The sequence below is a fragment of the Natronomonas sp. genome, assembly GCF_036625485.1.
In the GTDB taxonomy this organism is placed as follows: domain Archaea; phylum Halobacteriota; class Halobacteria; order Halobacteriales; family Haloarculaceae; genus Natronomonas.
The window spans coordinates 1-7,772 of the sequence record NZ_JAZKTR010000114.1; the positions used below are offsets into that span (position 1 = coordinate 1).

General features: G+C 66.6%; 7 protein-coding genes. 5 read left to right on the top strand and 2 right to left on the bottom strand.

The genetic code is table 11. From position 1 onward, the window contains the following. Positions 1 to 106: 106 nt before the first annotated feature. Complete coding sequence (htpX, locus tag V5A53_RS10970) at positions 107 to 973, top strand: zinc metalloprotease HtpX (protein ID WP_332313653.1); 867 nt, start codon at positions 107 to 109, stop codon at positions 971 to 973. Positions 974 to 977: 4 nt separating this feature from the next. On the opposite strand, the gene V5A53_RS10975 is transcribed toward htpX, so the two are convergent. Continuing rightward, the gene (locus V5A53_RS10975; RefSeq protein ID WP_332313654.1) at positions 978 to 1,976 is read right to left on the bottom strand and encodes an AI-2E family transporter; all 999 of its coding nucleotides are present in this window, start codon (positions 1,974 to 1,976) and stop codon (positions 978 to 980) included. Positions 1,977 to 2,061: 85 nt separating this feature from the next. Between V5A53_RS10975 and V5A53_RS10980 the strand changes: the two genes are divergently transcribed. From V5A53_RS10980 to V5A53_RS10990, 3 genes are read left to right on the top strand one after another with little or no spacing between them, the layout of a single operon-like run. Next, positions 2,062 to 3,099 (top strand): thiamine ABC transporter substrate-binding protein, encoded by a 1,038-nt coding sequence (locus tag V5A53_RS10980; protein WP_332313655.1) that lies wholly within the window; start codon positions 2,062 to 2,064, stop codon positions 3,097 to 3,099. Between the two features lie 3 nt (positions 3,100 to 3,102). Then, positions 3,103 to 4,785 (top strand): ABC transporter permease, encoded by a 1,683-nt coding sequence (locus V5A53_RS10985; protein ID WP_332313656.1) that lies wholly within the window; start codon positions 3,103 to 3,105, stop codon positions 4,783 to 4,785. Between the two features lie 13 nt (positions 4,786 to 4,798). Beyond that, positions 4,799 to 5,860, top strand: coding sequence for an ABC transporter ATP-binding protein (locus V5A53_RS10990; RefSeq protein WP_332313657.1), 1,062 nt, complete (start codon positions 4,799 to 4,801; stop codon positions 5,858 to 5,860). Positions 5,861 to 5,869: 9 nt separating this feature from the next. On the opposite strand, the gene V5A53_RS10995 is transcribed toward V5A53_RS10990, so the two are convergent. Further along, positions 5,870 to 6,067, bottom strand: coding sequence for a DUF7535 family protein (locus V5A53_RS10995; RefSeq protein ID WP_332313658.1), 198 nt, complete (start codon positions 6,065 to 6,067; stop codon positions 5,870 to 5,872). 112 nt (positions 6,068 to 6,179) lie between these two features. On the opposite strand from V5A53_RS10995, the gene leuS reads away from it, so the two are divergent. Further along, positions 6,180 to 7,772: leucine--tRNA ligase (gene leuS, locus V5A53_RS11000; protein WP_332313659.1), on the top strand; the 1,593-nt coding region annotated here is incomplete at its 3' end.

A 7,772-nucleotide genomic window follows, 5' to 3' on the forward strand; every position in this document is an offset into this window, starting at 1 on the left:
AGGACGGCACCGCAGCGGTCTGGTAGCCGCGAGGATGGAGCGGACACGGGCCCGGCAATCGCCGCCTCGCGCGAACTTTTAACCGACGCGTCCCGAAGAGTCGGGTATGGAATGGCAGACCGACTGGAATCTCCGGGCCCGGATGGGCGTGACGATGTTCCTGCTGTTCGCGCTCTATCTGGTCTTCATCGCCGTCCTGACCGCCTACTTCGGCAACCTCCTGTTCGCCGCGGTCATGCTCGGGGCCTTCTCGCTGGTGCAGTTCTTCTTCAGCGACAAACTCGCCTTGCGCTCGATGGGCGCCAAGACGGTCAGCGAAGACGAATACCCACGCCTGCACGCGCAGGTCTCGCGGCTCTCCCAGCAGGCTGACCTGCCGAAACCCACTGTCGCCGTCGCGGATAGCCGGACCCCCAACGCCTTCGCGACTGGCCGGTCGCCGAAAAGCGGCGTCGTCTGCGTGACGACGGCCCTCCTGGACACCCTCGACGACGACGAACTCGAAGGCGTGCTCGCCCACGAACTCGCACACATCAAGAACCGCGACGTCGCAGTGATGACCATCGCCTCCTTCCTCTCGACCATCGCCTTCCTCATCGTCCGGTGGGGATGGCTCTTCGGCGGCCGCGGCCGGAATCAGGCGCCGCTTTTCGTCGCCATCATCGTCTCGCTTCTGGTGTGGGTGATCTCCTTCCTCCTCATCCGTGCGCTCTCGCGATATCGGGAGTTCGCCGCCGACCGCGGGGCCGCCGCGATCACGGGCAACCCATCGGCGCTGGCCTCGGCGCTCATGAAGATCTCGGGGCGGATGGACAAGGTACCCGAGGAGGACCTCCGCGAGCAGGCCGAGATGAACGCGTTCTTCATCATCCCCATCTCGAAGGGCTTCATCGGCAAGATCGCCCGGACCCACCCCCCGACCGAAAAGCGCATCGAGGAACTGCGGAAGCTGGAGCGGCAGGCCGAGACCTGACGATTCAGCCCTCTTCGGGCATTTTTCCGTCACTCAGGAGGTCGACCATCTCGGCCAGCAGCGCGACGATAAGCGGGCCGGCGATGATACCGATGACGCCGACGGTCAGGACGCCGCCGACGAAGCCGACGAAGTAGAGACTCGCCGGCAGATGTGCCTGCCGGGTCGCCAACTTCGGGCGGATGAGGACGTCGGGGACCACGCCGATGATGGTGGGACCCAGTATGAGGATGGCCAGCGCCCGGTCCGTCTGTCCGAGGAGGAAGTCATGGCCCGCGATTCCGACCGCCAACATCCCGGGGCCGACGATGGGGAAGAACTGGAGGATACCCGAAAGCACCGACAGCACGAAGACGTCCTCGTAGCCGAGTGCGAAGAAGACGAGGAAGGCGACGGGGAAGGTGAGGACGGCCGTCGCCGCCTGGATGACGTAGAGCGCATAGAGGGTGCCGCCGATGCGGCGGTGGAGCGCCCGGATGACGTCGTGATAGCTCGGCGGCGTGATCTCGAAGACGGCCCGGCCGACGGCGCTGGGGCGCAACAACAGCCCATACAGGAGGATGGTAAACAGCGTCAACTGAAGAAGGATGAAAACCGAATCCGCCGCAACCGAGAACGCGAGGTCCCGAAGCGCGTTGGACGTACTGGTGACGAGACCCCCGACGTCGACGTTGTAGGTGACCCCGAACGCCTCGATAGGCAGTTCGTCTGGGAGGTTCCCTAGCAGTTCGATGATGGCATCGCGTCGCCGGAACAGCGTCCAGACGAGCGGCGAGATGAGGATGACGACGACCAGAAACGCGAACGTGGTGACGAGCCCGCTCGCGATGCGACGGGGGACGCCACGACCGACGAGGCGCTGCCGGAGGGGATAGAGGACGTAGGCGACCGTCACCGTGAAGAAGACGGTTTCGACGACCGCCCAGAGGATGCCGACGGCGATGAGGCCGATGGCGGCGAGCAGCCCGGCGAGGACGTACCGGCGGCGGCGAAGCGAAGACACGAACCCTCCTTCAGCGTGCGACGCCAAAACCGTTTCCCGGACGGCGAACGCGCTACTTAAGTACACGGCGAAATACCACCCAGTAATGAAGCGACGGACATTCATCGCCGGCGTCGGTACCGGTGTCGCGGCGACGGCGGGTTGTCTCGGCTATCAGCAGGAATCGGGCGACGGCGTCGTCACCGTCGCGACCTACGACTCCTTCGTCGACGGCGAGGAACCCGTCGGCCCGTGGCTGAAGGAGGCCTTCGAAGAGCAGCGGGACGACGACGTTGAGATCGAGTTCCAGGTGCCCGAGGCGGGCGTCAACCAGTACATCCAGCGCGCACAGCAGGACGCACCCATCGAGGCCGACCTCTACGTCGGCCTCAACGTCGACGAACTCATCCGTATCGACGAGGAACTCGACGCGCCGCTCTTCGACAGCCTTTCGGGCAATCTCGAACGGGACGACCGCATCCTCGACGAACTCCGCTTCGACCCCGACGGCCGGGCGATTCCCTACGACACCGGCTACATCAGTCTCGTCTACGACGAAGAGGAGGTCGAACCCGAGACGTTCGAGGACCTGACCGCCGAGCGGAACCGCGGAAACCTCATCGTCCAGAACGCCCAGCAGTCCGACCCCGGTCGGGCCTTCCTGCTGTGGACGATCCACGAGTTCAGCGAGGACGGCTACCTCGACTACTGGGCGGACCTGCAGGACAACGACGTGCGCGTCCTCGGGTCGTGGAGCGACGCTTACAACGCCTATCTCGAAGAGGAGGCCCCGATGGTCGTCTCCTACTCGACCGACCAGGTCTACTACGGCGACACCCCGCGCCATCAGGTCGGTTTCCTGAACGACCAGGGTTACGCCAACCCCGAGGGGATGGCTCGCTTCGCCGAGGCCGGCGACCCCGAGGCGACCGTCGACCTCATGGAGTTCATGCTGACCCCCGAGGTGCAGGCCGAGATCGCCCAGCGGAACGTCCAGTTCCCCGCGGTCGACGACGCCGACCTCGACGAGGAGTTCGCGCAGTTCGCCCACGTCCCGCCGGAACCGGTCACCTTCACGTACGACGAACTGGCGGGCAACCTCGACGAGTGGGTCGAGGACTGGGCCCGACAGGTCGCCCAGTAAGCAATGGCCGGCCGAGGAGGACGCCCCGAGACGCCGTTTCTGGTCGCCGGGGCAGTCACGGCGGCGTTGCTCGTCGTCCTGCTGTACTATCCGGTCGCCAGCGTCCTCGTCGAAGCCCTCTTCGAGGACGGCCGCCCGACGCTCGACCCGCTTCTCGGCGTCCTCACCGACCCCTTCTACTGGGACCTGTTCGGCTTCACCGCCTATCAGGCCATCCTCTCGACGCTTCTGAGCCTCCTCCTCGGACTCCCGGGCGCCTACGTCCTCGCGCGCTACGAGTTCCCCGGCCGCCGGACGGCCCAGTCGCTGACGCTCGTGCCCTTCGTCCTGCCGTCCATCATGGTCGCCGTCGGCTTCGCCGCGATGTTCGGGACGAACGGCCCGCTGAATCAGGCGCTATCGAGTCTTGGCCTGCCGAAACTAGAACTGATGTTCACGCTGAAGATAATCGTCCTCGCACACGCCTTCTACAACGCGCCGTTGGTGGCCCGCATCGTCGCCGCAGCGTGGCAGGGCGTCGACGCTCGTACCGTCGAAACCGCCCGGAGTCTCGGCGCCTCACCCCGCCGGGCGTTCCGCGACGTGGTCGTCCCCCAACTCGCGCCGGCGGTCCTGACCAGCGCCCTCCTCGTGTTCATCTTCACGTTCATGTCGTTTCCCATCGTGCTGGCGCTGGGCGGCCTCGAACTCGCGACCGTCGAGGTGTGGCTCTACGACCGCATCCGGACGCTTCGGTTGCAGGAGGCCGCCGCCTTGGCAGTCCTCGAAGCCGTCATCACCCTTGGCCTGACCTACGCCTACCTCCACTACGAGACGGCACAGGCGGCGAGCCAAGGCGTCGCGCCACGACCCCGTGCCCGCGAACGCCTGTTCGGCACGCTCGACGCCAAACGGCTCGCCATCGCCGGGTACGCCGTCGTCATCGCCGTCGTCTTCGTCGGTCCCATCGTCTCGATGCTCCTGGCGAGCGTCACCGACCTCGACGGGTCGCTTTCCCTCCGGTACTACGAGTTCCTGCTGGCCCGCCGGGACGTCGTCGTCGGCACCCAACCCGACGTGGCCATCCGCAACTCCCTTATCTTCGCCGTCGGCGCGGTGGCGCTCGCGGTGCCGATGGGCGTCGTCGTCTCGCTGGCGACCGCCCGTGATACGCTGACCGCTCGCGTCGTCGGCACCCTCGCGATGCTGCCCTTCGCCGTCTCGGGCATCATCGTCGGCTTCGGCCTCCTCCAGACGGTCGTCTTCGGCGTCGAGGTGGGCGGCCTCCGGATACAGGTCACCGGCGCCGTCGCCATCGTCGCCGCCCACGCCGTCGGCGCCTACCCCTTCGTCGTCCGCACCGTCGCGCCCGCGCTGTCGTCGATGGACGAGGGGCTCGTCGAATCCGCCCGCGCACTCGGCGCCTCGCGGACGCGCGCGCTACTCGATATCGAACTCCCGCTGGTCGCGCCCGCCGTCGCCGCCGGGGCGGCCTTCGCCTTCGCCATCAGCATCGGCGAGTTCAACGCCACCATCGTCCTCGTCGAGGGCGGCGGCGCCTACACCATGCCCGTGGCCGTCGAGCGGTACCTCGCCGAGCGGACACTGGGACCGGCGACCGCGATGGGGTCGGTCCTGCTGGTCGTCACGGGCGTCAGTTTCGTGGTCATCGAACGCGTCGGCGGATACGGAGGATTCGAGCGATGACGAGGTGGCACGGATGCGGGTAACGCTGGAGAGCGTCGCCAAGCGCTACGGCGCGACGACGGCGCTGGAAGACGTATCGCTGGCCATCGAGGACGGCGAGTTCTTCACGCTCGTGGGGCCATCTGGCTGTGGCAAGACGACGACGCTCCGCCTGCTGGCGGGCTTCGAGGAACCGACCGACGGCGCGGTACGCTTCGACGGCACCGACGTGGCCGGGCGGCCCCCGGAGGACCGCGACATCGGCATCGTCTTCCAGAACTACGCGCTGTTTCCGCACATGAGCGTCGCCGAGAACGTCGGCTATGGGTTGCGATTTGCCGACCCGCCGGGCGGCGTCTCGAGCGAGGAGCGCATCACGGAACTGCTCGAACTCGTGGGGCTGGAGGGCTTCGAGGACCGCGACCCCACGGAACTCTCCGGCGGGCAACAACAGCGCGTCGCGCTGGCGCGGGCGCTGGCGCCCAGTCCCGACCTGCTCCTGCTTGACGAACCGATGAGCGCGCTGGATGCCCGCCTCCGGGAACGACTCCGCCGGGACGTCCGGGAGATTCAGGGCGAACTCGGCGTCACCACCGTCTACGTCACCCACGACCAGGCGGAGGCGATGGCCGTCTCCGACCGCGTGGCCGTCATGCACGACGGCCGCCTCGAACAGATCGGCGAGCCACGGGACCTCTACCGCCGCCCGTCGACCCGGTTCGTCGCGGAGTTCCTCGGCGAGAACAACGTCTTCGATGCGGAAGTTGTTACCACGTCACGTGGCAACGAACGAACTGCAGGTGAAACGGAGGGGTCGACGGTTCGGGTCGGGGACGCGAGTTTCGAGTTGTCTCAGGTGGAGATGCCGCCGAACGGCCGGTTAACATTCTGTGTCCGGCCCGCGGCCTTCGAAATCGAGGAGGGAGAGAACCGACTCACCGGCGAGGTGGTCGACAGCGAGTTCCTGGGGGAGACGACGCGGGTGTGGCTGGACTGGGCGGGCAGACGCGTGGTCGCCGCGCTCGATGACCCGCCAGAGTCGGGGTCGCTTACGGTCGGCTTCGACCCGACGGACGCGTGGGTACTGGACGGCTGACGGCTCGTCTTACTCCCAGGAGACGTCCTTCCGGATACCCTTCAGCGTGCGCGAGATCATCCAGACCACGAGCAGGAACGGGAGGAGGGGGACGAGCAACAACAGCAGGCCGGCGCCGGCAGCGAGCCAGAGGTTGCTCGTTTCCCCGTCGCGTGACACCCGGTCCCGGAGCGTGTACTGTCCGGTCGAAACGGTTCCCTCAATCATAGTGATGCTTGGACCGCCCCCAATATGAGCCTTCTCGTGATTCCAACAGCCGAGTCCGTCGGATGGAAAGTTTAAGGGCCGAACCGGCGGTAGCTTCGGTAACTTCCTCTCTATGCACGACGACGGCTACGACCACACGGCGGTCGAACGACGGTGGCAGGAGGCGTGGGACGACGCCTCGGTGTATCGAACGCCCGACGACGTCTCCGACCCGACGTACGTCCTCGGCATGTATCCCTATCCCTCCGGACAGCTCCACATGGGCCACGTCCGCAACTACACTATCACGGACGCCTACGCCCGCTATCGGCGGATGCGCGGCGACGATGTCCTCCATCCGATGGGATGGGACGCCTTCGGCCTGCCCGCCGAAAACGCCGCCAAGGAACGCGATACGAACCCCCGCGACTGGACATTCGACTGCATCGACACGATGCGCGGCCAGATGGAGTCGATGGGCTTCGGTTACGACTGGGAGCGAGAGGTAACCACCTGCAAGCCCCGCTACTACAAGTGGAACCAGTGGCTCTTCCGCCGGTTCGTCGAGGAGGACCTCGCCGAGCGCAGGGACGCCGAGGTCAACTGGTGTCCCTCCTGTGAGACGGTGCTGGCCGACGAACAGGTCGAAGGCGAGGCCGAACTCTGCTGGCGCTGTGACACGCCCGTCGAACAGCGCGAACTCGAACAGTGGTTCCTGAAGATCACCGACTACGCGGACGAGTTGGTCGACGACATCGACGAACTCGACGGCTGGCCCGACTCCGTCCGGCAGATGCAGCGCAACTGGATCGGCCGGCAGTACGGAACCCGATTGGAGTTCGACATCGAGGACCACGGGTCCGTCGAGGCCTTCACGACGCGGGTCGACACCATCTTCGGCGCGACGTTCTTCGCGCTGGCGCCGGACCACCCCATCAGCCAGCAGTTGGTGCAGGAAGACGAGGCCGTCCACGAGTTCGTCCACCATGAGGCCGACCCCGATGGCGACGAACCCAACGGCGTCGAGACGGACCTGACCGCCACGAACCCGGTTACGGGCGAGGAGATTCCGGTCTTCGTCGCCGACTTCGTCCTCTCGGACGTCGGCACCGGCGCGCTGATGGGCGTGCCCGGCCACGACGACCGCGACCACGCTTTCGCCTCCAAGATGGGCGTCGACATCGACCCCGTCATCGCGCCGAGCGAGGACGAGGTGCCCGACGTCAGCGAGGAGGCCTACACCGAGGACGGCGTGCTGGTCAACTCCGGCGAGTACAGCGGCCTCGACAGCGAGACCGCCCGGGAACGCCTGACCGAGGACATCGAAAGCGCCGAGGAGGCCACCCAGTACCGCCTGCGCGACTGGGGCATCTCCCGGCAGCGCTACTGGGGGACGCCGATTCCGGTCGTCCACTGTGAGGACTGCGGCCCCGTGCTGGTGCCCGAAGACGAGTTGCCCGTCGAACTGCCCGAGTTCATCAACACCACCGGCAACCCCCTCGATGCGGCCGAGGAGTGGAAGCAGACCACCTGTCCCGACTGTGGGGCCGAGGCCACGCGCGAGACGGACACGATGGACACCTTCGTCGACTCCTCGTGGTACTTCCTGCGCTACGTCTCACCGGACCTCGACGAGGCGCCCTTCGACCTCGAACGGGCCAACGACTGGATGCCCGTCGACCAGTACGTCGGCGGCATCGAACACGCCGTGATGCACCTGCTGTAC

Bases quoted from the DNA above. Each gene is read 5' to 3' on its own strand.
- htpX (WP_332313653.1), top strand. From the start codon at position 107: ATGGAATGGCAGACCGACTGGAATCTCCGGGCCCGGATGGGCGTGACG.
- V5A53_RS10980 (WP_332313655.1), top strand. From the start codon at position 2,062: ATGAAGCGACGGACATTCATCGCCGGCGTCGGTACCGGTGTCGCGGCG.
- V5A53_RS10985 (WP_332313656.1), top strand. From the start codon at position 3,103: ATGGCCGGCCGAGGAGGACGCCCCGAGACGCCGTTTCTGGTCGCCGGG.
- V5A53_RS10990 (WP_332313657.1), top strand. From the start codon at position 4,799: ATGCGGGTAACGCTGGAGAGCGTCGCCAAGCGCTACGGCGCGACGACG.
- V5A53_RS10995 (WP_332313658.1), bottom strand. From the start codon at position 6,067: ATGATTGAGGGAACCGTTTCGACCGGACAGTACACGCTCCGGGACCGG.